The sequence below is a fragment of the Verrucosispora sp. WMMD1129 genome, assembly GCF_029581255.1.
Classification (GTDB): Bacteria; Actinomycetota; Actinomycetes; order Mycobacteriales; family Micromonosporaceae; genus Micromonospora; species Micromonospora sediminimaris.
The window spans coordinates 1,583,355-1,608,270 of record NZ_CP120741.1; the positions used below are offsets into that span (position 1 = coordinate 1,583,355).

Here is a 24,916-nt window from a genome sequence, read left to right on the forward strand (position 1 = left end):
CACCTGATGGGCGCGGTTGCGAATTGGCAACCGCGCCCATCAGTGCGTAGCTGACGTTTCGTCACCGGGTGGGTCGCCCTCGCCGCAGTCAGCCCGGACGCGGGCACTGGGTGTGGGCCACGGGCACGAGACACGGGCGCCGGGTGCCGGATGCCGGAACGCCGGGTGCCGGATGCCGGGCGCCGGGCACGGCTGGCTCATCCGGGTGGGCCGCCCACGCCGAGGTGGACGGCCCGCACCAGGTCGAACTGCAACGGCCCAGGCAGTCGGCTTCCGGGACCGACCGCGGCGATCCCCTCAACACGGTGATGTCCGGGCCGACGTCGGCCCGGACATCACACTCTCAGCGCATGTCGGGTGAGCTGACCCACGCGGGGTGCTGCTACCCGCTCCGGCCCGCCGCTGGCGGCGCGCCGGAGCGGGCTACCGAGCAGCTGCCGCCGGCTCGGGCTCGGGCTCGGGCTGCGGGCTGGTCGGCGCCACCGGATCGAAGTGCCGCAGCGCCACCACCAGGTTGACCGCCGCGAGGGTGGACAGAGCCGCGAGGAAGAGCAGGGTCGTCGTCACGCCGAAGCGGCCGATCGCCATCCCGCCGGCCAGGAAGCCCAGCGGGCCGGCGATGTTGCTGATGGTCATGACCGCCTGGATGACCTTCGCTCGGATGTCGGCCGCGAACCGGGTGGCCAGGATGCTGAAGAACGGGGCGTTGGACAACGGAAGCGCCGCGCCGGACACCGCGAGCGCGGCGACCAGGACCGGCACCGGCACCTCGAACAGCAGCACCCACCAGGGCAGGACGAGCTGAAAGGCGGCCAGCCCGAAGACCATCGTCGGGGACAACCGGCTGCCGATCAGATAGCTGACCGCCGCCCCGGCGATCGCGCCGGCACCGAAGCCCGAGAGCAGCAGCCCACCGACTCTGGCATCGCCGGCGAAGCGGGCGAACGCCAGCAGCGGCAGCGCGAGCATCAGGACCCGCATGAGGAAGCCGAAGCTGATGGTCGTGACCATCACCCGTCGCAGGAAGTCGTCCCGGAGCAATGCGCGTACCCCGGCCAGGACTCCTGCGTGGTCCGGGGTCTGCCGCTCCTGCGGTGCCGGCGTCGCCGGCTCCGTCCGCCGCGTGCGCGGCACGAACCACCACAGCAGCAGACCCGACACCGCCGAGGTCACGGCGTCGAACAACAGCACCTTGTCCGCGCCGAGCGTCGCGATCAGCACGCCCGCTATGGCCGGGCCGGCCAACGCGGCGATGTTGAAGCACCCTTCCAGCACGCTGTTCGCCCGCATCAGCGCCTTCGGGTCCGGACCGGCGAGTTCGGTGGCCAGGTCGCGTTGCGCGGCGAAGTAGGGCACTCCGAGCACGCCGATCACCGCGACGATCGTCAGGAGCAGGGGAAAGCTGAGCAGACCCAATGCGGCCAGCGCAGGTATCGACCCGATGGCGGCGAACTGCGCGAAGTCGATGACCACCATGGTTCGGCGTGCGCCGTACCGTTGGATGACCTCGCCGCCCGCGAATCCGAGCACCGCCATGGGAAGCACCGACACGGCGAAGACCAGACCCGCCCGCGGTGCCGAGCCGGTGCTCTCCAGCACCAGCCACGGCAGCGCGAGCGTCGTCATCTGGGTCCCGACGGCGGACCCGGCGCCGGCGGCGTACACCGCCGCGAGGGCCCGCCTGGTGGTGCCCGGTGCGGGAGACGGCGCGATCGACATACCGTTCACCGTCGCCCGGCCGGCTTGTCGATCAGCCCCGTCAGGATGCCGGCGAGGTCCGCCACATATTCCTTCATGACCGAGAAGTGCTCACCCTTCGCCCGGTGCACCCCCAGCCCGGCGGTCCGCTCGCGCCACCGTTGGAGGTAGTCGCCGTAGCTCTGGCCGGAGCTGACGACCTCGTGCTCACCCTGCGCCAGCTCGTCACTGACGATCAGGTCCAGGTGACCGGCGTACGGGCGGTCCCGGTAGGACAGCACCATCTCCATCACCTCCTCCCACATCCGCGCGGCGGGCAGCCACATCGTTCCCGCGCCGCGTTCGGGGAGCGTGATCCCGTCGTTGCCGACGATGTCGTCCACGATGTGTTCGAGCAGCGCCAGCGTCTCCTGCCGGAGCACCGAGGTGTCCTCGTCCGGCGGTGCCGCGTCGAGCCGTTCCAGGTTCGTCACACACTGCTTGATCAGCGCGTACTCCGACCAGAGGTGCTCCTTCTGCCACGCGTCCTGCCCCGGGTCGAGCAGGATGAAGGTGACTTCCTCGCCTTCGGCCATCAGCCGGCTGGCCATCTCGGTGCTCACCCCGCTGCCGCCACACCAGCTGAAGATCCGGTACGGCCCCTGCGGGACCGCCTCCCGCAACTCCGCGAGGTAGCGGGTCGCCATCTCCTCGGTGGACGGCACCGAGCCGGTCGACGGGTCAGGGCCCGGCCACTCGAAGGCGACCACCGGCAGATTCGGATCAAGGTGCTCGGCCAGCCGCCGGTACCAGTGCGCGCTGCCGCCGCCGGGGTGCACGCACACCAGTGGCGGTTGGTCGCCGGTCCGGCGCAGCCAGAGCAGCGCCGTGGCCGGCTGCCGCTCGCCGTCGATCGACGCGGCGAGCGCCGCGAGCGTGCGGTGCTCGACGAAGGTTCGCACGGTCGTCTCGATGTCGTGCCGGTCCCGCAGCATCGCGATCGCCCGCAAGGTCAACAGCGAGTGCCCGCCGAGGTCGAAGAAGTCGTCGTCACGGCCGACCCGGGGCAGGCGGAAGACCTCGGTCCAGACCTCGGCGACCGCCACTTCCGTGGGCGTACGCGGCGCGCTGTATTCCCGTACCGACGTCGTCGCCGCCGGCCGGGGCAGCGCGGCCCGGTCGAGCTTTCCGTTGTTGTTCAGCGGGAGCCGGTCCAGGCGGACCCAGGCCGTCGGGACCAGGAAACCGGGCACCCGGCTGCGCATCACGTCACCGAGCCGGGCGGGGTCGGCCGGGCCGTCCTCGTCGAGCACGACGTACCCGACGAGCTGCTTGACCCCGTCCACGCCCTGGTAGGCCGCCGCCGCGGCGGCCCGCACCGTGGGCAGCTCGGCGATCGCGGCCTCCACCTCGCCCAACTCGACGCGGTGCCCACGAATCTTCACCTGGTGGTCGCGCCGCCCGATGAAGTGGATCGTGCCGTCCGGATCCTGGCGGACCAGGTCCCCGGTGCGGTAGAGCCGGTTCCCCGGCGCGTGCCCGGACGGGTCCGGTACGAAGCGTTCGGCGGTCAGGTCCGGACGGCTCTGGTATCCGCGCGCGACGCCCGGACCACCCAGCAGCAGCTCACCCGGCACGCCGAACGGGACCGGGTCGAGGTTCTCGTCCACGACGTGCACGTAGGTGTGATGGATCGGCTTCCCGATCGGGATGACGTCGGTGAGCGCCGGCAGGGGGATCCGTGGGTGGACGGTGGCGAACGTGGTGGTCTCGGTCGGGCCGTACCCGTTGCTGACCAGCACGCCGTGTTCCATCGCCTTGCGCACCTGCAGCGGCGGCAGCACCTCGCCACCGACCACCACTTCCCGTACCCCGGCCAACGCCTGCGGCCGAACGTCCATCATGGTGTTGAAGAGGCCGGTGGGTAGGCACAGCACGGTCACCCCGTGTCGGCGCAGGAGTTCGTCGAGCCCGTCGGCGGTCGGCATTTCCGGGGAGACGACCAGCCGGGCCCCGTTGCACAGCGCACCCCAGATTTCGAACGTCGACGCGTCGAAGGCGAGCGTGCAGATCTGGAGCATGACCTGCTCGGCGTCCAGTCGCGCGTACTCCTGGCCGTGCACCAGTCGTACGACGCCGCGGTGCGGGACCAGCACGCCCTTCGGACGTCCGGTGGACCCCGACGTGTACGTGATGTAGGCGAGGTTCTCCGGTGACAGGGTCACCTGTGGCGCGGTGGTCGGCCGGCTGCCGTCCGACCACCAGTCGGAGTCCAGGTTCAGCGTGGTCAGCCCGGCACGCGCCACGAAACGGTGGGCGTGGGCCGGCCCGCTCACCAGAACCTGGGCGCCGGAATCGTCGAGGAGGTACTCGATGCGGCCGTCCGGGTACTTGGGGTCGAGCGGCAGGTAGCAGCCGCCGGCCTTGAGGATGCCGAGCAGCGCGACCACCGTGTCGATCCCGCGGTTCATGCAGACCGCGACGGGCGTTTCCAGGCCCACACCGTGCTCACGAAGCGCCCACGCCAGCTGGTTGGCCCGGGCGTCGAGTTCGCCGTAGGTCAGGCGCGAATCGCCGTACTCGAGTGCGACGGCGTCCGGCCGGGCCTGCGCCTGGGCCGTGAACAGGTCGGTGACGCACGCCTCGGGCAGGGCGGGCCAGTCCTGCTGCGGCTCGGTGAACCGGTGCGCCGGGGTCGAGCTGAGGTCGACCGGGTTCGCGCCGCCGTCGGCGATCATCGCGGTGAGCAGTTCGAGGAAGGTCTCGCCCAGGGCGGTCAGCCGCTCCTGGGTCGCCCAGCCGGCCCGGCACTCCAGTCGCAGCTCGCCCGGGAAGGTCAACGTGACCAGGGTGAACTCGTTGGGGCTGTCGTCGACGACCGCGCCGAACACGTCCTCCTGCGCGTCGAGCACGTGGAAGTCGAGGTAGGAGAAGATGCTGCTGATCAGCGGCGTACCGGCGCCCCAGGCACGCTGCATCGCGGGGATCGGGTAGCGCCGGTGCGGCCAGACGGCAAGCTCCTCGGCGAACACGGCGCGCACGAGGTCGCGCCAACGGGGCGTACGCAGATCCACCGCGAACGGCACCGTGTTGAGGTACATCCCCATCACCTCGTCGCCGCGCAGCAGTTCGGGCCGGCCGTTGACGACCAGACCACTGAAGAACCGCCGCTGGCCGGTGATGGCGCCGATCATCGCGAGGTGCGCGGTGTGCAGCACGGCCTTGAGCGAGGTCTGCGTCCGCGCGGCCAGCTCACGCAGCCCCGGTTCGAGATGCCGCCAGGACATCCGCAGCTCCGGCACCGCGCCGTGGCCGGCGGGGGCGGTGTCCGTCGGCAACGCGATCCGGTCGTACTCGTCGACCCGGCTCCGCCAGAACTGCTCGTCCGGCCCGGCCGACAGCGATCGCCGTTCCAACCTGACGAAGTCGGCGTACCGCCCGGGAGGCGGGGGCTTCAGCGCATCGGGGTCCGCGTCCCGGATCGCCCGGTAGGTGTCCCGCAGCTCGGCGATGAGGGAGTGGTGGCTCCAACCGTCCAGGATGGCGTGGCACTCGGTGTGGGTCAGCACCCACGTCCGCTCCCCGGTGCGGTGCACGTGCCAGCGCAGTTGCGGGGCGTGATCGATGGGCAGCATCGCCAGCTTCATCGTCTCCCGGTACCGCTCCAGGATGTCCTGCTGCTCAGCTTCCGCGAGCTCGCGTAGATCGTCGAAGCCCACCTCGACCCGCGCCTCGGCGTGGACGAGTTGCATCGGCTCCGTGTAGCCGGACGGGTGGAACGTGGTGCGCAGGATCTCGTGCCGGTCGACCAGCCATTGCGCGGCCTGCTGCAACGCGGCCAGCGAGAACGGGCCGTCGTCGGCGATGTCGAAGCTGGTGACGTTCTGGTATGCCGGGTGCGAGCCGTTGACCAGCATCTCGTACACCATGCCGGCCTGCACCTGACCCATCGGGTAGGCGTCCACCAGGCCGTCGGGGAGCCGGTCACGGTCGGCCGGGTCGAGTTGCTCGAACCGGCCGACCGGCGCCTCGTCCGCACCGGTCGCCGGCCGGTCGGCGAGCGTGGCCAGCTGCGCCGCGGTCTGGTGGGTGAAGATGTCCTGCACCGACAGGTTCAGCCCGCCCCGGCGCAGGGTGCCGATCGCGCGGATGGCCCGGATCGAGTCACCCCCGACGTCGAAGAACCGGTCGTGCACACCGATCCGATCGATGCCCAGCGCCGCCGCGAGCGCCTCGGTGACGACGCCTTCGGCCTCGGTGCGGGGGGCGACGTACGCTCCGGCCGCCCAGGCGCGGCCAGGTGTCGGGGCCGGCAGCGCGCGCCGGTCGGTCTTTCCGCTGGTGGTCAGGGGCAGCGCGGGCAGCAGCTGCCAGTGGCTCGGGATCATCGCCTCGGGCAGTCGACCGCGCAGGAACGACGCCACGTCGCTCACCTCGACGCCGGCGTCGGTGTCCCGGGCGACGAGGTAGCCGACGAGCTGGCCGTCGTGCACCGCCACGGCGACCGCGGACACTGCCGGGTGCTCCGCCGCCACCGCCTCGATCTCGCCGAGTTCGACCCGGTGCCCACGGATCTTCACCTGGTCGTCGAGCCGGCCGAGGTAGTCGATCCGGCCGTCCGGCAGGTAACGCGCGAGGTCGCCGGTGCGGTACAGCCGTCCTCCCCCGCCACCGGACGCCGCGAACGGGTCGGGAACGAACCGCTGTGCCGTGAGCTCCGGGCGGCTGAGGTAGCCGCGGGCCAACTGCACGCCGCCCAGCAGCAGCTCACCCGGCACTCCGATGGGGACCGGTCGCAGGTTCTCGTCGACGATGTAGGTACGCGTGTTGGCGATCGGCCGTCCGATGGTGACCGGCGTCCCGGGCAGGCACCGCACCGCGGTGACGTCGACGGCCGCCTCGGTCGGCCCGTAGAGGTTGTGCAGCTCGCAGCCGATCCGCTCGTGGACGGCGGCGACCAGGTCGGCGGGGAGCGCCTCGCCGCTACAGATCATCCGGCGCACCGACGGCAGCGGCCCGAACGACTCGGCCAGGAACACCCGCAGCATCGACGGTACGAAGTGCAGGGTGGTGACCTGCTCGGTGGCGATCAGGTCGGCCAGGTAGTGCGGGTCGCGGTGGCCGTCGGGGCGGGCGATCACCAGCGTCGCCCCGGTGATCAGCGGCCAGAAGAACTCCCACACCGAGACGTCGAAGCTGTACGGGGTCTTCTGCAGCACCCGGTCGGAGTCGTCCAGCCGGTAGGCGTCCTGCATCCAGCGCAGCCGGTTGACGATCGCGCGGTGGGTGACCACGACGCCCTTGGGCCGGCCGGTCGAGCCGGACGTGTAGATCACGTACGCCGGGTGGTCCGGCCCTGCCGGGGTCGGGCTCGCCGGTGCCGGCCCGTTGCCGGTGATGGCCGGTTCGCCGTCGGTGAGCACGATTGTGACACCGGCGTCGGCGCACATGTAGTCCCGACGCTCGGCCGGGTGGTCCGGGTCCAGCGGCAGGTAGGCGCCGCCGGCCCTCTGGATCGCCAGCAGGGCCACCACCAGCTCGACACCGCGCCGGCGGCACACGCCGACGATCGACTCCGGCCCGACGCCCGCGTCGACCAGGTACCGCGCCAGTCGGTCGGCCCGCCGGTCCAGCTCGGCGTAGGAGACGTCCTCGCCCTCGAAGCGGAGGGCGACGGCGTCCGGGGTCCGGGCCACCTGCTGCGCGAAAAGCTCCGGCAGGGTGCCGGTCGGGTACGCCACCTCGGTCTCGTTCCACGTCCGCAGCACCAGCTCCCGCTCCGCCGGTGGAGACTCGACGAGCTGGCTGACAGGTGCGTCCGGCGTGGCAGCGATGCTGCCGACGAGGGCGGTGAAGTGGCTCGCGAACCGCTCGACGGTGTCCCGGTCGAACAGCGCGGTGGCGTAGTTCAGGAAGCCGGTGAGGGTGCCGTCGGGCTGGTCGACGACGACCAGGGTCAGGTCGAACTTGGCGTCGCTCTCGCCGACCGGCAGTTCCTCGGCGCGCAGTTCGCCGACGCGGCGGGCCGTGGAGTCCCCGTTGGCCCAGAGGAACATGGTCGAGAACAGCGGGGTCCGGGAGGCGTCGCGCACCGGGGCCAGCTCGTCGACCAGCCGTTCGAACGGGAGTTCCTGGTGGGCGTAGGCGCCGAGCGCCATCTCCTTCACCCGCCGGAGCACCTCGCGGAAGGACGGGTCGCCGGACAGGTCGGTGCGCAGCACCAGCGTGTTGAGGAACAGCCCGATCAGGTCCTGCACCTCGGCCCGGTCGCGACAGGCCACCGGGGTGCCGATCGTGATGTCGTTGCTCCGGCCGAACCGGCCCAGCGTGATCGCGTACACGGCCATCAGCACCATGAACGGCGTCGCGCCGGACTGGCGGGCGAGGTCGTGCAGGGCTCGGGCGTCCGACGCGGACACCGCGAACGGGACCAGGTCGCAGGCGCTGTCCCGGACCTGTGGACGGGGCCGGTCGAGCGGCAGTTCCAGCGCGGTGGCGCCGGCCAGCGCCTGCCGCCAGTAGTCGAGCTGACGGTCCAGCTTGGCACCGGACATCGCATCGCGCTGCCACGCGGCGAAGTCCGCGTACTGCACAGGTAGTGGCGCCAGCGGGGACGGCCCGCCGGTCAGCGCGGCGGTGTACAACCGGTCGAGTTCCCGCCACAGCACCTGCTCGGACCAGCCGTCGAAGGCGATGTGGTGCAGGGTCACCACCAGCGCGTGTTCCTCGTCGGCCAGCCGCGCGAGGGTTCCGGTCAGCACCGGGCCGGTCGCCAGGTCGACGGGTGCCCGGTCGTGGGTCATCCAGCCGGCGATCCGTTCGTCCTGCGCGGCGGGGTCGAGGCCACGCAGGTCCACCTCGTGCAGCGTGGCCGGCTGCGGAGGGTCGATCACCTGGCCCGGTTCACCGTCGACCACCACGTAGCGGGTACGCAGCACCTCGTGCCGGGCCACGATCGCGTCCAGCGCCGCCCGCAGCGCGCCGGGCTCCAGCGGCCCGAACAGGCGCAGGCCGGCACTGGCCAGATACTCCGTACCGCCCGGCCGGACCTGGTCGAGGATCCACAGCCGGCGCTGCGCGAACGACAGCGCGGGCGGCGTCTCCCGCGAGACCCGGGTGACCCCCTCGTCCGGCGCGGCGGTCGCGGCACCTACGAGCCTGCGCCGAAGCAGTTCCGCGCGCAGACCGGCTCGATCGATTGTCTCAGTCACAGGGCACCATCCTGGGAAAGCAGTTCGCTCATCTGGGCGTCGGTCAACTCGTCGAGTTCCGCCGTGATCAGGTCGGTCACCACCACCGCCAGCTCGGCCACGGTGGTCGCCTCGAACAGGCAGCGCAGCGGGACCTCCACGGCGAAGGTCGCCCGCAGCCGGGCCAGGACCCGGGTGGCCAGCAACGAGTGCCCACCGAGTCCGAAGAAGTCGTCGTCGACGCCGACCCGGTCGACGCCGAGAATTTCCGACCAGATCCCGGCGATGGTCTCCTCCGCCGGGTCCCGTGGCGCCACGTACCCGCGGGCACCGTCGAGTTCGGACGGTTTCGGATCCGGCAGCGCCGCCCGGTCGACCTTCTTGCTCGGTGACAGCGGCAGGGCCGCGACGGTGACCCAGGCCGACGGGATCATGTACGAGGGCAGCGACTCCCGGAGGTACGCCCGCAGTTCGTCGAGGTCTGGTCCGGTGTCGTGGGGCCACTCCAGGTAGGCGACGAGCCGCTTGTCACCGGGCCCGACGTCCCTCGCGACGACGGCGGCTGCGGACACCGCGGGGTGCCTGGCCAGCACGGCTTCGATCTCGGCGAGTTCGATCCGGAAACCACGGATCTTCACCTGGGTGTCGAGTCGGCCGAGGAAGTCGACAGCGCCGTCCGGCCGGAGCCGTACCAGGTCACCGGTGCGGTAGAGGCGCGCTCCCGGTTCGGTGGCGAACGGGTCGGGCACGAACCGCTCCGCGGTCAGTTCCGGCCGGTCGTGGTAGCCACGGGCCAGGCGGACACCGCCGAGGTACAGCTCACCGGGCACCCCGACCGGAAGCGGACGCATCTCCGCGTCGAGCACGTACACCTGGGTACCGGCGGCCGCCCGGCCGATGTGCAGGGTGGCCGTGCTGCGCTCGTCGGCGAGATCGCCCGACACGGGGTTGAACATGCAGGTGACGGTCGCCTCGGTCGGCCCGTAGGTGCAGAGGAACCGGCCGGGCAGGCCGGTCGCCGCCCAGCGTTGGGCGTCGTCGACGGTCACCACGTCCGAGCTGACGTTGATGGTCTTCATCGCGGTGAGCCGGTCCACGCCGGACTCCATCATCTCCCGGTAGTACGCCGGGGTGATCTCCATGACCGTCACGCCGTACTGCGCCAGCTTGGCCGGCAGCTCGTTCGGCGTCCAGAAGACCGGGTCGCTCACCACGATCGTGGCGCCGGTGACCAGGGTGGCGCCGATCTGGTCCATCGCGACGTCGAAGGTGAGCGCCGAGAGCTGCACGACCCGTTCGCCCGGGCGGATGCCGTACTGGTCGGCGACCACCCGGCAGTGGTGCGCGTACGCCCGGTGCGAGATCATCACGCCCTTGGGACGGCCGGTCGACCCGGACGTGTAGATGATGTACGCGAGGTTGTCCGGCACCGTGACGGTTGCCAGGTCGGTCGTTGGCCGGCCGCTCGCCCGGTCCCCGTCGTCGACCACCAGCACCGGCCGGTCGTGTCCGGCGAACCGGTCGGCGAACCTGCCGGTGGTCACCACCAGCTGCGCTCCGGCGTCGGCGAGCATGTAGCGCAGCCGCTCCGGCGGATGTTCCGGGTCGAAGGGCGCGTACACGCCGCCGGCCTTGAGCACCGCCAGCAGCACCACGACCGGTGCGATCCCGCGCTGAAGGCACGAGCCGACGACGACCTCCGGGCCGACCCCCATCGCACGGAGCTGGTGCGCCAGCTCGTTGACCCGGGCGTTCAGCTCCGCGTAGCCGAGCCGCTCGTCGCCGAACACCACGGCGGTCGCGTCCGGGGTCCGGGCCGCCCACTGTTCGAACAGCTCCGGTACCGAGAGGTGCCGTTCGCCGGGCGGGTCGAGCAGGTCCAGCCGGTCCGCGTCAGGGTCCGCCCACTGGTGCACGATCGTGCGGCGTTCGTCGGCCGACAGCAGATCCAACTCGCTGATCCGGGCCTGCGGGTCGGCGGTCGCGCCGCCCAGCAGGCGTAGGTACTGGCCGGCGAGACGTTCGATCGTCGAGCGGTCGAACAGCGCCGTGGCGTACTCGAACCAGCATTCCAGCCGGCCGTCCGGCTGCTCCATCACGGACAGGGTGAGGTCGAACTTGGCCACCGACAGGCCGCTGTCCAGGCCGGTCGCGGCGCAGCCGGCGAGGGTGGACGCCGCGTTGCCGGCACCGGTGTGCTGTACCTCGAACATGATCTGGAACAGCGGGTTGCGGGACAGGTCGCGGTCCGGTTGCAGGGCGTCGACGAGGTGTTCGAACGGCACCTCCTGGTTGGCGAACGCCTCCAGGGCGCTCCGGCGGACCCGGTCGACCAGGTCGAGGAAGGTCGGGTTCCCGCCCAGGTCGGCCCGGACCACGAGGTTGTTGACGAAGAAGCCGACCAGGTCCTCGGTCTCCGGCCGCGTCCGACCGGCGACCGGGGTGCCGATCGCGATGTCGGTGCGGCCGGTGTGGCGGCTCAGCAGCACGTCGAACGCGGCCAGCAGCACCATGAACATGGTTGCGCCGGTCTGGTTGCCCAGCTCGCGTACTGCCGCTCCGGTGGTCTGCGGAATGTCGACGATCAGCATGTCGCCGCGCAGGTCCCGCCCGGGCTGGCGGGGCCGGTCGGGGGTCAGCTCGACCGGCACGAGCCCGGCGAGCCGGTTTCGCCAGTGCTCGATCTGGTTGCCGATGGTGCCGTCGGCCTGCCGGTCGCGTTGCCAGGCGGCGAAGTCGGCGTACTGGACCGGAAGCGGCTGCGTCGACCACGGGGTACCGGCGAGTCCCGCCGCGTACGCCTCGTTCAGCTCGCGCAGGAAGATGCCCAGCGACCAGTTGTCGAAGGCGATGTGGTGCAGGGTGATCGCGACCAGGTGTTCGTCGGCCGCCGTGTGCACGACCGTGACCCGCAGCGGACGCTCGTGGGTGAGGTCGAACGGCCGGGCGCTCACCGCTTCGACGATCGTCCGGGCGCGCTGCGCGGCATCCGCGGTGCCGATCAGGTCCACGACGTCGAAGGGCACCGGGCCGGGGGGATCCACGAGTTGCAGCGGAACGCCGCTGTCCCCGACGTAGCGGGTGCGCAGCACCTCGTGCCGGGCGCTGACCTGCTCGACCGCGCGGCGCAGTGTCGCGGTGTCGAGCGTTCCGGTGAGGTGGTACACCAAGGGAATCAGGTATTCCGCGCTGCCCGGTTCGAGCTGGTCCAGGAACCACAGTCGTTGCTGGCCGAACGAGGTCGGCAGGGCGCCGTCGCGGGATACGGGCACGATCTGCGGCTCGCTGTCGGGCGCCGTGCCCGCGTCGATCGCCGCGGCGACCCGCTCCACGGTCCGTCCTTCGAACAGGGTGGCCACCGTCAGCTCCAGCCCGAACCGGCGACGCAGCCGGTGCGCGAGCCGGATCGCCAGCAGCGAATGCCCACCCAGCGCGAAGAAGTCGTCGGCGACGCCGACCCGCTCGGTCCCGGTCAGCTCGCCCATGAGCGTGGCGACGGCCCGCTCGGTCTCCGTCCGGGGGGCGACGTGACCGGGGGGCACGTCGTCGGGCTCGGCGTGCTCCGGGTCGTCACCGGCCGGGCGGCTGCCGGGGGGCGGCAGCGCCGACCTGTCGACCTTTCCGTTGGGCAGCGACGGCAGCGCGGCCAGCGGGACGATGCTGGCGGGAACCATCGCGGCGGGCAGCCGGGTGCCGAGGAATCCGGACAACTCGTCGATCTCCACCGTCGTACCGGCGGCCGGCACCACGTAGCCCGCGAGTTCCAGGTCGCCGGTGACTGACCGGTAGGAGGTGACCACGGCCGCCGCGACCGACGGATGCGCCCGCAGCGCGGCCTCCACCTCACCGGGTTCGACACGCACGCCTCGCACCTTGACCTGCGCGTCGAGGCGGCCGACGAACTCCAGGACGCCGTCGTCACGCCACCTGGCGAGGTCTCCGGTGCGGTACCACCGCTGGCCGGGCCGGTCGGCGAAGGGGTTCGGGGTGAAGCGTTCGGCGGTGAGGTCGCCGCGCCCGGCGTAACCGCGGGCGAGGCCGACGCCGCCGATACACAACTCACCCGGTACGCCGATGGGCGCGAGCCGGCCGGCGGAGTCCACCACGTACAGGTCGACGCCGGGCAGCGCGGCACCGATCGGAACCGTACCGTCGGTCTCGCCACGTGCGTAGCGCCACGCGGTCACGTCGATCGAGGACTCGGTCGGGCCGTAGGTGTTGTACACCTCCACCTCACGCACGCCGAGCAGTCGCTCGCACAGTTCGGTCGGCAGCGGCTCCCCGGCCGAGCAGACCAGCCGCAGCGCGTCGCAGGCGGCCAGCTCCGGTTCCTCGACCACGGTGCGCAGCACGGACGGGACGAGTTGCACCACGGTGACCCGGTACGCGGCGAGGGCACCGACCATCACTGCGGTGTCGCGGTGCGCGTCCTGCGGCGCCATCACCACTGAACCGCCGGACACCAGCGGCGCCAGGAACTCCCACATCGACGCGTCGAACCCGATGGTCGTCTTCTGCAGTACCCGGTCGGTACCGGTGAGCGCGAACTGGTCCACCGCCCACAGCACCCGGTTCCGGATCCCGCCGTGACTGATCACGACGCCCTTGGGGCGACCGGTGGAGCCGGACGTGTACATCACGTAGGCGGCGTTCGCGGCGTCGAGCGCCACCGGCGGCGGTGGCGTGGCGCGGGCGATGTCGTCCCACTGCTCGTCGAGCACCACCACCGGGGTCTGCTGCGGAATCCGCTGTCGCAGCGCCGTGTCGGTGAGCACCAGTTCGACGCCCGCGTTCTCGATCATGAATTCGAGCCGCTCGTCGGGCAGGTCGGGTGCGAGCGGAACGTAGACCGCGCCGGCGGTGAGCGAGCCGAGCAGCGCGACCACGAGATCGGTACCGCGGTGCAGGGCGACGCCGACGGCGGTTTCCGCGCCGACTCCGCGGGTGCGCAGGAAGCTGGCCAGCTTGTCCGCCCTGGACCTCAGCTCGGCGTAGGTCAGCTCGGTGTCACCACAGACCACGGCCACCGCGTTCGGCGTGGCCTCGGCCTGTGCCCGGAACAGGTCCGGCAGCAGGGCGTCGGTCGCTGCGCGCGGTGCGGGGTGCCAGCCGAGCAACTGCTGCTGCTGCGCGGTCGTCACGGTCGGCACGTCGCGCAGCGGCTTCTCCGGCGCCGCCGCCAGGTTCTCCAGCAGCGCCACGTAGTTGTCGGCCATCCGCTCGATCCGGGCCCGGTCGAAGAGCGCCGTCGGATAGGTGATCCGGGCCACCCAGGATCCGTCCGGCTCCTCGGTCATCTGGAGCGACATGTCGAAGGTGGCACTGCGTACCGGGGTCGGCACCCAGTCGACCTCGACGCCGGGCAGACTCAGCGGCTCCCCCTGGCCGTTCAGGACCGCGAACCCGACCTGGAAGAGCGGGTTGCTGGCCAGGCCACGGTCGGGCGACAGTTCGGCGGCCAGGCGTTGCAGGGGCACGTCCTTGTGTTCGAAGGCGTCCAGGGCCGTCTCGCGGACCCGACCGAGCAACTCGACGAAGGTGGGATCGCCGGACAGGTCGGTCCGCAGCACCACCGTCTGCGCGAGCGAGCCGATCACCGACTCCAGCTCGACCCGGTTCCGGCCGCTTGTCGACACTCCGACACCGAAGTCGAGCTGATCCGCGTAACGGCTGATCAGGAGCTGGTAGGCGGCCAGGAACACCATGAACGGGGTCGCCCGGGCGGCACGTCCCACGGAGTTGACCCGGGCCGCCAACGGGGCCGGCACCGCGAACGCCACCACATCGCCGGCCGGCTCCCAGGCGGCGGGGCGCTGCCGGTCCGTGGGCAGTTCCAGCGACGGCAGTCCGGTCAGTTGCTCCCGCCAGTAGTCCAGGTGCCGGACGAAGGTCGCGTCGTTCGCGTCCCATCGGCTCCGCTGCCAGTCGGCGAAGTCGGCGTACTGGAGCTCCAGCGGTGCCAGCGGCGACTTCTCGCTGGCGGCGTGGGCCGCGTAGAGCACGCCCAGTTCCCGGGCCAGGATGCCCAGCGAGGGGCCGTCGAAGGCGATGTGATGCACCACCAGCATCAAGATCGCGTCAGTGGGGGAAAGCTGCACGAGGGTCAGCCGCCACGGAGCTGATTCGCGCAGGTCGATCGGCGTGGTCACCGCCGCCTCGCCGATCTCGCGTACCCGTCGGTCCTGTTCCGCGGCGGGGTACCCGGTGAGGTCCACCACCGTGAGGTCGGCCGCCGCCGGCTCGTCGATGATCTGCACCGGCTGTCCGTCAACAGTCGAATAGCGGGTACGCAGAATCTCGTGCCGGCCGGCGATGTCGGTGAAGGCGGCGGTCAGCGCCGCCCGGTCCAGCGGCCCGCGCAGCCGGAATCCCCAGTGCAACAGGTACTCCTGGGTGCCGGACCGGACCTGGTCGAGAAACCACAGCTGCTCCTGCTCGAAGGACAGTCGGAGCTGGTTGTCGGTTTCGAGGATGTCAGTCATGCGCACACCTGCTGCTTCGTCGGTAGGAAGTCATCCAATGTGGTGCCCAGGCCGCGGCCCGACGCCGCACGCCGGACCAGGTCGGCCACTGCCAGATCCAGGCAGCCGAGACCGAACGGGGAGAACACCGTCACGGCTTCGTCGCTCCTGACGTACCGCTCACCGGCCACCAGGACCTCGCCGAGCGAGGCGGCGATGAAGTCGCGGTGGCCGGCTTCCTGCTGGGCCAGATCCAGCGAGGTCGCGGCCCGGCACACGTGGTCCGGGTCGTCCACGATGTTCACGCTGGAACGGATCGAGTCGGTGGTGAGGTCACGCAGGGACAGGTGCAGCACCAGCGTTCCCGGGCGGCAGTGCTCGGTACCCAGGTGCGGGGCGCTCGCCGTGGTCGCCAGGCACACCAGCTTGTGGCGGGCCATGGCGTCGGCCGCGTTCTCGGCCACGTCGATCTTCAACGTCGGCCAGACCGACCGCGCCTCGGCGGCGAAGGACTGCGCCCGTTCGGCGCTGAGGTCGTACAGGGTCACCGTGTCCAGCGTCGGCAGCACGGTGCGCAGATACCTCAGCACCTCGAAGTTGATCGGACCGCAGCCGACGAGCGTCACAGCCGATTCCGGGCTGGACGAGGAGAGCGTGGACGCCGCCAGGGCGGCGCTCGCGGCCGTACGCCCGGCCGAGATCGCCGACGCTTCGAGAATCGCCTCCGGTACGCCGGTGTGTACCGAGTTCAAGATCATCACGGCTGAGGCCCGGTGCATCCCCCGGTCAAGGTTGCCGGGAAAGGATGACACCCACTTCACCCCGCAGGTCGGCGTCTCACCGCCCAGATAGGCCGGCAGCGCGATGATCCGCTCGCGCTCTCCGTCGGGGAAACGGAGGAAAACCGACTGTGGTACCCGGGTACGGCCCAGCGCGTGCGACCGGTACGCCGCCTCCACCGCGGACACCACATCGCGCTCGCCTCCGTCGAGGACGGCACGGACCTCGCCTGCTCCGAGAATCAACATGGCGCCACCTCCATGTCGGGCTTGGTCCACAGGTGCGACACGTCACCGAAGTACGTCATGACCCAGTCGTCGTCGTAAATGGTGTCGAGGTACCGCTCACCGCGGTCGGGAAAGACCATGGCGCAGGTGGCCCCGGGTCGGATCTGATCGCGCATCTGCTCCAGGCCCGCCACGACTGCGCCTGACGAGCCGCCGACGAGAATCGCCTCGCGGGCGGCCAGCCGGCGGCAGGCCACAATCGCGTCGAGATCATCGACTCGGACCACGATGTCGGCCAGATCGCTGCGGTACAGCTTCGGACGCACCGATGCGCCGTGGCCGGGAATCATCCGCCACCCGACCGCTGGGCCGAATATCGCACTACCCAACGCGTCCACCGCCACGATGGTCACCGGCAGTTGGTGCGTCCGGATGTATTCGGCGCACCCCCGCAGGGTGCCGCAGGAACTCGTGGCACAGAACAGGTAGTCGATGTCCGGCAGCGCGCGCACGATCTCTCGTACCGTCGTACGGTGTGCCTGCGGGTTGAGCGGGTTCGAATACTGGTCCGGGCAGTACGCGTGATCGATCGTCGCGACGAGTTCACGCACCCGTCGGATACGGACGGGCAGGTACTCTCCGGTGGCCGGGTCGACATCGGTGACCACCTCGACCTGCGCGCCGAGCGCCCGCATGATGGCGATGTTGTCCTTGTTGGTGCGCGGGTCGACCACACAGATGAAGCGAATTCCGTAGTACCCGCAGACCTGCGCGAGCCCGATTCCGAGATTGCCGGAACTTGACTCGATCACCACCGATCTTCCGGGTACGAGCCGCCCGTCGCGTATGCGTTCTCGCAGCATCTCCAGCGCCGAGCGGTCCTTGATACTGCCGCCCGGATTGTGCGACTCCAACTTAGCGAACGTCCTGAACGGACTCTCGGGGTCGAGCTTCACCAGCTCGACTATCGGTGTCGCTCCGATGGTTGCCAGCACTCCTGACCCGGTGGGGGTTTGTTCGGTCATAGAGCCGCTCCTCGAATTGCATCCGCCGCGATGCGCCTACTACGAGATTCCTCCGCACCGTCGAGACAGCGCAGGGAAGAACATGCAGACTCACCGGTCGACGCCGGCAGCAGTTCTGCCGGAGGTTCTTCTGTTTTCTTCGTGCTGCTGCCGGCCGTGCCGTTTCCACCCGAAACAATGACGACCGCACGGCCGGCAGATCCGCGCCGTAGCGCGCCGGCCAGCGCTACCGCACCGCTTGGTTCCGCGCTGACACCGGCACGGCGAAGAACACCCAGCGCGTGGGTGATCGCCTCGTCGGTCACGCCGATCAGATCGTCGACCCGGTGCCGAATGATCGGCCAGGGAACCGCACCGGGTCGTTGCCCACGCAGGCCGTCGGCGATCGTCATGGACGGCGGCAGCTCGATCGGCGCACCCTGGGCGACGGAAACGGCGTAACGGCGGGCGGACATCGGCTCCACCCCGACGACCCGCACCCGCCGGGACAGCGCCGACGCCGCCAGGCAGACGCCGGCCAGCAGGCCACCACCGCCGGTGGGTACGAAGATCGTCGTGACGCCCGGCACCTGTTCGAGCACCTCAAGCCCGACCGTGCCGGCCCCGGCCACCACCAACTCGTCGTCGGAGGAAGGCACGAAGACCGCCCCGGTCGCCGCCGCGATGTCCGCGGCCCGACGGTCACGTTCGACCACGCCGCCAGTCACCTGGACCACGCTGGCGCCCAGCGCCCGGATCGTCCGGGCCTTGCCGTCGCTGGCCCCGGCGGCCATCACGATCGTCACCCTGATGCCCAACGCGGCACCGAGCATGGCGACGGCGATGCCGTGGTTACCGGAGGAACCCGCGACCACATCGTCCGCGTACCGGGCAAGCATCGCGTTCGCCGCGCCCCTGATCTTGAACGAGCCGCCGCGCTGGCGGTGCTCGGCCTTGACCAGCACCCGCGAATCCAGCGCGAGCACCGGAGTGCGATCGACCAGGCCGGTGATCCGGTCGGCGGCCAGGCGTACATCCGCGAGGGTGGGCCCGACGCCTGTCGTCCTCATGGCCCGTCCACGGTGACCGCCCGGCGGTCGGTCTTGCCGCTGACCGTCGTCGGCAGGCGGTCGATCCGGGCGAACCGTCGCGGGATCATGTAGTGGGGCAACGTCATCGCCAGGTGGGCGCGCAGCGCTGCGTCCGTCACCTGCTCCGACGCCGCGGCGACGTGCGCGATGAGGAAGACCCGGCCGCCGGCATCGGTACCCGAGGTGACCACCGCGCCGGTGACGGCGGGATGGGCCAGCAGCGCGCCCTCGATCTCGGCCGGGTCGATCCGGTAACCCCGGACCTTGATCTGCCGGTCGATGCGGCCGAGATACACGAGGTCACCGTCGGGCAACCGACGCGCCAGATCCCCGGTGCGGTACATCCGCGCGCCGGGGGCACCGTGTGGGTCCGGCAGGAACCGGTCCGCGGTCAAGCCCGGTCGGCCGCTGTAGCCGCGCGCGACTCCACATCCACCGATCCACACCTCGCCGACACCGCCGTTCGGCACGGCGTGCAGCTCGTCGTCGAGCAGATGCACGCTCACGCCGTCGATCGGTGTTCCGATCAGGTCGACAGTCGTGTCCGGAACCGCCGGCACGGCGAAGCGGGTCGAGGTCATCGTGGTCTCGGTGGGGCCGTACTGGTTGATCAGCCGTCCGGGCACCCGGTCGCGGCCACCGGCGACGAGGAACGGTCGCAGCGACTCACCGCTGGACACGGTCAACCGCAGGTCGGGCAGATCGCTGTGCCGCAGCGACGTCAGAAAGGTCGGGGTGGCCGACAGGATCGTGTTCACGCCCCACCTGCGGAGGGCCGCGACGAACTCACCGGCGCGCAACAGGGTGGAGCGCGGCGCGAGGACCACCTGCCCGCCCGCGACGAGCGGGGCGAACGTGTCGCGGATCGAGGCGTCGTACCCGAACGGCGCGAGTTGCAGCACCACGGTGTCCGGACCGAGTTGGTAGTCGGCGACGACGAACCGCAGGTAGTTGGTGACACCGCGGTGCTCCAGCAGTACCGCGTTCGGCGGCCCCGACGAACCGGAGGTGTGACTGACGTAGGCCAGCGATCGGGGCGACACCGGTCGCAGGGGTGCCGACGCGTCAGGCGCGTCGACGAACACGGTGGGGCCGTCGATGGCGAGGTCGTGCTGCCCGGCCCGGGCCGGTGTGGTGACCAGGAACCGGGCCTGGGCGGTGCGGACCATCGCCGCCAGTCGCTGGTCGGGCAGCTCGGTGTTGAGGGTGAGGAAGGCGCCGCCGGCCCGAAGCACGGCCGCCATCGCGATGACGGCCTCCGGGCCCCGGTCGACCATGACCGCGCAGACCTGCTCCGGTCCGACGCCCCGGGCCACCAGCGCCCGGGCCAGCCGGTCGGTCCGGGCGGCGAAGTCCTCGTAACACAGGGCGGTGTCCGGGGTGACGATCGCCGGTGCGTCGGGCCGGGTCGTGGCGTGGGTCAGGATGTCGTCGAGAAACGTGGTCACAGCCCCGCTCCGCCGCTCGGCCGGTCGGTGGCGCACCACTCCAGGACCGCCCGGGCGCTGTGGTACTTGTTCTCGGCCTGGGCGAAGGCGATGCTGTCGGGCCCGTCGAGCACCGCCCCGGTCACCTCCTCGCCCCGGTGCGCCGGCAGGTCGTGCATGAAGACCGCGCCCGGACAGGCCGCCATCAGCGTCTCGTTGACCTGGAACGGGGCGAACTCGGTACGCCAGTCGGGCGTCGGCTTCGTCGAACCCGTCGTCTGCCAACGGGTGGTGTAGACGACATCGACCGCTGGCAGGTCCGATACGTCGTGCCGCTGCTCGACACGTGCGCCGCTGCGCCGGGCGGACACCGCCGCCTGGTCGAGGTAGCGCTGCTCCACGCCGTACCCGGCCGGGGTACGCAGGTGCAGCTCGGCGCCGGGGTACCGGGACAGCGCGAGGGTCAACGCCGAGGCGGTGTTGTTCCCCTCCCCCACGTACAGCACCCGTACGCCCTCCACCCGGCCGAAGTGCCGGACGATCGTGGTGAGGTCGGCGAGGGCCTGCGTCGGGTGTTCGACCGCGCTCATCGCGTTGATCACCGACATGCGCTTCTGGGCGGCGTACGCCCGCAGCTCGGACTCCGGACCGACCGTGCGGGCGACCAGGACGTCGAGCATGCCGGAGAGCACCGCGCCGGTGTCCTCCACCGACTCGCCGGTGGCCAGTTGCAGGTCGTTCGGGCCGTACGTGATCAGGCCGGCGCCGAGACGCAGCGCACCGGCGGAGAACGCGGTCCGGGTACGGGTGGAGGTCTTACGGAACAGCACGCCGACGACCGCCCCGGACAGGGGCTGGTCGGCTCCCGCGGAACCACGCGAGTACTCGGCGCCGCGCTGGACGAGCCAGCGCAGTTGGTCGTCGGAGAGGTCGTCGATGGAAATCAGGTGGCGTCGCTCGGTCATGCCGAGCCCCCTTCCAGGTGGCGATCGGCCGTGACCCCAGAGCCTGCGCGAGGTGCGGACCGTCGAACAGGGACGGAGTCGCACGACGCGTCTGCGTATTCGTCTCTATGGGCGGTACGCGTGGGCCCGGCAACATCGGGCTCAGCTATTCGGATCACCCGACCATGCCGGAGGGGTCATGACTGACGACGGTGTCTACCGCGTCGTGCGCAACGACGAGGAGCAGTACTCGATCTGGTGGGCAGACCGGGAGCTGCCGCTCGGCTGGACCGCCGAAGGGACGTCCGGGTCGAAGCAGGAGTGCCTGGATCACATCGGAAAGGTGTGGTCGGACATGCGGCCGCGAAGCCTGCGGGAGCAGATGGCCAGGGCCTGACGGCCGAAGTCCGCACCACACCACACCTCATGCCGCCCCGTCCCGCCGAACACGGCGTGCGGCGGGGCGGCAGCACAACGTCTCGCCGCCGAGGGCCGGCAGCTCAGCGCCGTGGACGCAGACAGCTACATCGACGCGACTCCGAAACCGTGGTGGACGGGCAGCTCCAACTCCGAGGGAGAAATCATGATCGCCCCGACAATTGAGTCCGAGGTCCGTAGTTACTGCCGAAGCTGGCCGGTCGTGTTCGACCACGGGCGTGGCAGCCGGATGTTCGCCGACGACGGCCGCGCCTACCTTGACTTCTTCGCCGGCGCCGGTGCCCTCAACTACGGCCACAACCATCCGACCCTCAAGCAGGCCCTGCTGGACTACCTGGAGCGGGACGGCGTCACCCACAGCCTCGACATGCTGACCGCCGCCAAGCAGGACTTCCTCACCGAGTTCGCATCCCAGGTGCTCGTTCCCCGTGGCCTGGACTACCGCGTGCAGTTCACCGGGCCCACCGGCACGAACAGCGTCGAGGCCGCCCTCAAACTCGCCCGCAAAGTGACCGGACGCCACACCGTCGTCGCCTTCACCGGCGCCTTCCACGGCATGTCACTCGGGTCACTGGCCCTCACCGGAAACGCCGCCCTGCGCGCCGGCGCCGGCGTTCCACTCGGAAACACCTGGCGCGTCCCGTACGACGGCTTCGCCGGTGGTCAGGTCTCCGGGCTCACCCTGCTCGACACCATGCTCGCCGACAGCAGCAGCGGAATGGACCTACCGGCCGCCGTCATCGTGGAGACCGTGCAGGGCGAAGGCGGCATCAACCCGGCCCGCGCGATCTGGCTCGCCGACCTCGCCGAGCTGTGCGCCCGTCGCAACGTGCTGCTGATCGTCGACGACATCCAGATGGGCTGCGGTCGCACCGGCCCGTTCTTCAGCTTCGAGCACGCCGGAATCACCCCCGACATCGTCTGCCTTTCCAAGTCCATAAGCGGGTACGGCCTGCCGATGTCCCTCACGCTCTTCCGCCCCGAACTCGACGTGTGGCAACCCGGCGAACACAACGGCACCTTCCGCGGCAACAACTTCGCCTTCGTCACGGCCGCCGCCGCGCTCAAGGAATTCTGGGTCGACAGCAAACTGGAGAAGCAGACAGCGGAACGGGACATCCTGCTGGAGGACTGGCTCGCGGAGCTCGCCGAGCGACACCCGGCGCACATCGCGACCTCCCGTGGCCGGGGCCTGGTGTGGGGCCTGGCCTTCCGGGAGCCGCACCTGGCCCGACGAGTCGCCCAGGAGGCGTTCTCCCGTGGGCTGCTGGTGGAGAGGTCCGGATCCACCGACGAGGTGGTGAAGCTGATGCCGCCCCTGACCCTGACTGACGACGAACTGGCCGAGGGCCTCGGCATCCTGGAGCAGTCGGTGGCGGCAGCAGTCACCCGCTGAGCCGCACCCCCGCCGTACCCGGTGGGTCCCTTGCCGAACCCGAGATCCGGGCAACTTTCCTGTTGTTGCTGCCTCAGCCCGACCCCGAGGCAGCAGGAGCAGGGAAGTTGCCCGGATCTTGAGGCCATGCCGTCGCGGCCGTGCAGGTCGTGTCACCGCAGGAGCATCCGGTCAATCGGAGGCAGCGCTCCGGGGAGCCTGCCGTTGCACGAAGAGATCTGCCTCCAGCAGCCGGCCCGAGAGCCGACCCGCCTCGTAGATCTCGTCGGCGGTCATCCTCGGCACGATCTCGTGGGCTTCGTGCATGCCGTCACCGCTGCCGACATTGAGCATGGTGAGATACCACCGAAGTGCCTGTACGAGGTTGATCGGCCCGCCGAAGCCGTCGCGGTACCAGCAGGCTGCAGCGAACATGCTGCCCTTGTCACCGGACTCGGCGCCCCGCACGTACCACCTCAGCGCCTCCTCGTCCAGGTCGCGCTCGCTGAGCCGGTCACCTAGCAGCGGACACGCCTCGGAGATCCCGGCCTCCGCCGCGCGCCGCAGCCAGTGCACCGCCTCGGGCGAGCTACCGGACAGCACACCGAGGTTGAACGCGGCGAAGCCGTCGCCCGCGTCGGCGGCGGCCTGGTAGAGGGTGACCGCCCGGACATCGTCCTGCTCCACTCCCAAGCCGTGCTGGACGAGGTAGCCGAGGCTGCGCTGGGCGATCGGATCGCCTTCCTGTGCCGGGACGGTCAGCAGCTCCGCACCACCCGCCGGATCATCGAGCTGGAAGGCGCGGATCACGCCGAGCATCGTGCGCGCCCGGCTGTCAACCCGGACCAGTTCCTGCAGCTTCGGCGCGAGCAGCTGTAGCTCCTGCTCGGCCACCTCGACGCCCGCCTTGGCGGCCAGCAGATACCAGGACGCCGCCTCCGGTAGGTCCCCCTTGTGATACCCGAACAGCGTCCCCAAGTCATGCAGCGCCCGTACCTCGCCATCCGCCGCTGCCGACCGCCACTGCCGCTCCGCCTCGTCCTCGTCGACCGCCACGCCCTGCCCAGTCGCGTACATCAGTCCGACCATCCGGCGAGCAGACACGTCACCCAGCTCAGCCGAACGCCGATACCACCGGAGCGCCACCGTGAGATCCTGGGCGACACCTCGTCCAGTGGCATACAGGACGCCCAGATTGTGGGCCGCTTCAGCGTTGCCCAACTCGGCCGCCCGCTCGTACAACTGGCCGGCCTTCACCGGGTCCGTCGGCTCGCCCTGACCGGTACTGGCCAACTGGCCCAACAGCAGCAACGCCCTGTCGTCCGGGCCAGCCAACGCCAGCTGCTCACGAGCTTCATCGAACGCCCGCCGCTGCACAGCGAGCACCCCGCGGTCGTACGCCGGCAGTCTCACGCCAAGCAGTGTAGGGAGACCGGAGGGGGCTCTCGTTCGGGGCAGCGAACGGGCCGGCACCTGTCGGGGTGTAGGCAGGCGGGATGCCGGGTACCTCGCGCCCAACCCCCACCCCTGCCCTGGAGGACCCCATGACCGTCGTACTCGCCGTTGTCTGCAGCGACGGGGTGGTGATCGGCGCGGACTCCCAGATCACCGAAAGCGACCGCGGTCTGAGCTTCCCCGCCCGGAAGCTGCACCCACTGGGCTCCTGCGCCGCCTGGGGTGGCAGCGGCGCGCGGGGAGTTCTCAACGACCTGCGTCCCCTCCTTGAGGATTCGGCCACCGCCATCCTCGAAGCACCCGACATCGGCGACGAGTTGCAGGAGCGCGTCCTGCCCGTCTTCAAGAAGCACTACGAGAACTACATCCCGGACGTGCCCGGAGAGGACGGCGGGGGTGGGGTGTCTGCGTACCTGCTCGCGGCCGGCTACAGCCAGGGCGGGCCGTGGATCGTGGAGATCAACCCCAACGGGCTCATCGGCCGTTACGAGGACGTGGGCTTCCACGCCATCGGCTCCGGCGCACCCATGGCCCAGCAGGCCGGCGCGCTGCTGTCTCACTTCCGGATGACCACGCGCACCGTCGAGTACGGCGTGGTGGGCGTGCTACGGGTGCTGGAGGCGCTGGATCGGACCTCGCCGTCGGTCGGCGGGCCGTTCAACGTCGCGTGCATCCGCGAGGAGGGCGCCGACCACCTCGACGAGAAGGAGATAGCCAAGGCCCTGAAGGACGTCCAGCGCTGGTGCGACCTGGAACAGGAAGCGCTCGACCGGCTGTTCGACTGACGGCGACGACCGGCATGGCGACGGCCCGTCGGGTCTCCACCATGACATGGGAGGCGAGTTTC

The 24,916-nt window shown here is 70.7% G+C and carries 11 protein-coding genes and 1 pseudogene; 3 read left to right on the plus strand and 9 right to left on the minus strand.

Annotated elements, in window-relative coordinates; all coding sequences use genetic code 11:
* Positions 1-423: 423 nt before the first annotated feature.
* The 8 genes and pseudogenes from O7624_RS07120 to O7624_RS07155 form a co-directional block, all read right to left on the minus strand.
* Positions 424-1,719, minus strand: a complete 1,296-nt coding sequence (locus O7624_RS07120) for an MFS transporter (RefSeq protein WP_282239412.1) — start codon at positions 1,717-1,719, stop codon at positions 424-426.
* 5 nt (positions 1,720-1,724) lie between these two features.
* Positions 1,725-8,888, minus strand: coding sequence for a non-ribosomal peptide synthetase (locus O7624_RS07125; RefSeq protein ID WP_282239413.1), 7,164 nt, complete (start codon positions 8,886-8,888; stop codon positions 1,725-1,727).
* Positions 8,885-15,349, minus strand: a complete 6,465-nt coding sequence (locus O7624_RS07130; protein ID WP_282239414.1) for a non-ribosomal peptide synthetase — start codon at positions 15,347-15,349, stop codon at positions 8,885-8,887. The genes O7624_RS07125 and O7624_RS07130 overlap by 4 nt, the downstream gene beginning before the upstream one ends.
* Positions 15,346-16,356 (minus strand): 2,3-diaminopropionate biosynthesis protein SbnB, encoded by a 1,011-nt coding sequence (gene sbnB / locus O7624_RS07135; RefSeq protein WP_282239415.1) that lies wholly within the window; start codon positions 16,354-16,356, stop codon positions 15,346-15,348. Before sbnB ends, O7624_RS07130 begins: the two co-directional genes overlap by 4 nt.
* On the minus strand, positions 16,350-17,360 hold the full coding sequence (gene sbnA / locus O7624_RS07140; RefSeq protein WP_093402967.1) for a 2,3-diaminopropionate biosynthesis protein SbnA: 1,011 nt from the start codon (positions 17,358-17,360) through the stop codon (positions 16,350-16,352). Before sbnA ends, sbnB begins: the two co-directional genes overlap by 7 nt.
* A 161-nt stretch (positions 17,361-17,521) precedes the next feature.
* Positions 17,522-18,409 (minus strand): annotated as a pseudogene (locus tag O7624_RS07145) (pyridoxal-phosphate dependent enzyme); the annotation flags it as partial.
* Complete coding sequence (locus O7624_RS07150) at positions 18,406-19,878, minus strand: amino acid adenylation domain-containing protein (RefSeq protein ID WP_282239417.1); 1,473 nt, start codon at positions 19,876-19,878, stop codon at positions 18,406-18,408. The pseudogene O7624_RS07145 and the gene O7624_RS07150, both read right to left, overlap by 4 nt.
* On the minus strand, positions 19,875-20,822 hold the full coding sequence (locus tag O7624_RS07155) for an ornithine carbamoyltransferase (protein WP_282239418.1): 948 nt from the start codon (positions 20,820-20,822) through the stop codon (positions 19,875-19,877). Before O7624_RS07155 ends, O7624_RS07150 begins: the two co-directional genes overlap by 4 nt.
* A gap of 178 nt (positions 20,823-21,000) precedes the next feature.
* Between O7624_RS07155 and O7624_RS07160 the strand changes: the two genes are divergently transcribed.
* Positions 21,001-21,198: an MbtH family protein gene (locus tag O7624_RS07160; protein WP_093402962.1), complete on the plus strand. Its 198-nt coding sequence runs from the start codon at positions 21,001-21,003 to the stop codon at positions 21,196-21,198.
* Between the two features lie 189 nt (positions 21,199-21,387).
* Complete coding sequence (gene ectB, locus O7624_RS07165) at positions 21,388-22,635, plus strand: diaminobutyrate--2-oxoglutarate transaminase (protein WP_275415523.1); 1,248 nt, start codon at positions 21,388-21,390, stop codon at positions 22,633-22,635.
* 171 nt (positions 22,636-22,806) lie between these two features.
* Here the strand turns inward: ectB and O7624_RS07170 are convergent, their stop codons facing one another.
* Positions 22,807-24,027, minus strand: coding sequence for a hypothetical protein (locus O7624_RS07170; RefSeq protein WP_282239419.1), 1,221 nt, complete (start codon positions 24,025-24,027; stop codon positions 22,807-22,809).
* Positions 24,028-24,158: 131 nt separating this feature from the next.
* Between O7624_RS07170 and O7624_RS07175 the strand changes: the two genes are divergently transcribed.
* Positions 24,159-24,854: a proteasome protein gene (locus tag O7624_RS07175; protein WP_282239420.1), complete on the plus strand. Its 696-nt coding sequence runs from the start codon at positions 24,159-24,161 to the stop codon at positions 24,852-24,854.
* The last annotated feature ends 62 nt before the right edge of the window (positions 24,855-24,916 follow it).

What these genes read in the sequence shown, in the direction of transcription:
- O7624_RS07175 (WP_282239420.1), top strand. Translation starts at nt 24,159, where the DNA reads ATGACCGTCGTACTCGCCGTTGTCTGCAGCGACGGGGTGGTGATCGGC.
- O7624_RS07120 (WP_282239412.1), bottom strand. Translation starts at nt 1,719, where the DNA reads ATGTCGATCGCGCCGTCTCCCGCACCGGGCACCACCAGGCGGGCCCTC.
- sbnB (WP_282239415.1), bottom strand. Translation starts at nt 16,356, where the DNA reads ATGTTGATTCTCGGAGCAGGCGAGGTCCGTGCCGTCCTCGACGGAGGC.
- sbnA (WP_093402967.1), bottom strand. Translation starts at nt 17,360, where the DNA reads ATGACCGAACAAACCCCCACCGGGTCAGGAGTGCTGGCAACCATCGGA.
- O7624_RS07155 (WP_282239418.1), bottom strand. Translation starts at nt 20,822, where the DNA reads ATGACCGAGCGACGCCACCTGATTTCCATCGACGACCTCTCCGACGAC.
- O7624_RS07160 (WP_093402962.1), top strand. Translation starts at nt 21,001, where the DNA reads ATGACTGACGACGGTGTCTACCGCGTCGTGCGCAACGACGAGGAGCAG.
- O7624_RS07130 (WP_282239414.1), bottom strand. Translation starts at nt 15,349, where the DNA reads ATGACTGACATCCTCGAAACCGACAACCAGCTCCGACTGTCCTTCGAG.